The sequence below is a fragment of the Neisseria sp. P0014.S009 genome (assembly GCF_051958155.1).
GTDB lineage: Bacteria > Pseudomonadota > Gammaproteobacteria > Burkholderiales > Neisseriaceae > Neisseria > Neisseria flavescens_C.
In genome coordinates, this window is sequence record NZ_JBQCVS010000110.1 from 1 (window position 1) to 279 (window position 279).

Annotated in this window: 1 pseudogene; it reads right to left on the reverse strand. The window is 35.5% G+C overall.

The features are described 5' to 3' along the window. Positions 1 to 279: pseudogene (locus ACTHS4_RS11900) on the reverse strand (hypothetical protein); the annotation flags it as partial.

The following is a 279-nucleotide window of genomic DNA, read 5'->3' on the forward strand; positions in this document are numbered from 1 at the left end:
TTCCAAATAGGCACCGCCTATCCATGAATGTGCCTGAGCTTGTTCTAAGATATGTGGTCGTAAGGTTGTTGCTGCTTGTTTGATAAGATCCAATTGTTGAGAATAACACTGTAGAGCCTTCTTAATCAGCCTAATCCTTCTATCTGAAATTAGTGTTCGCTTTGCTTGTTCAGAATAACAATGACCTAGCCAATTTTGAGCCTTAATTTGTTCTTTAACAAAATCCTCTTTTTTTTCCAATCTATTAAGGATATCTAGCTGATGATAATAACTTCTAAT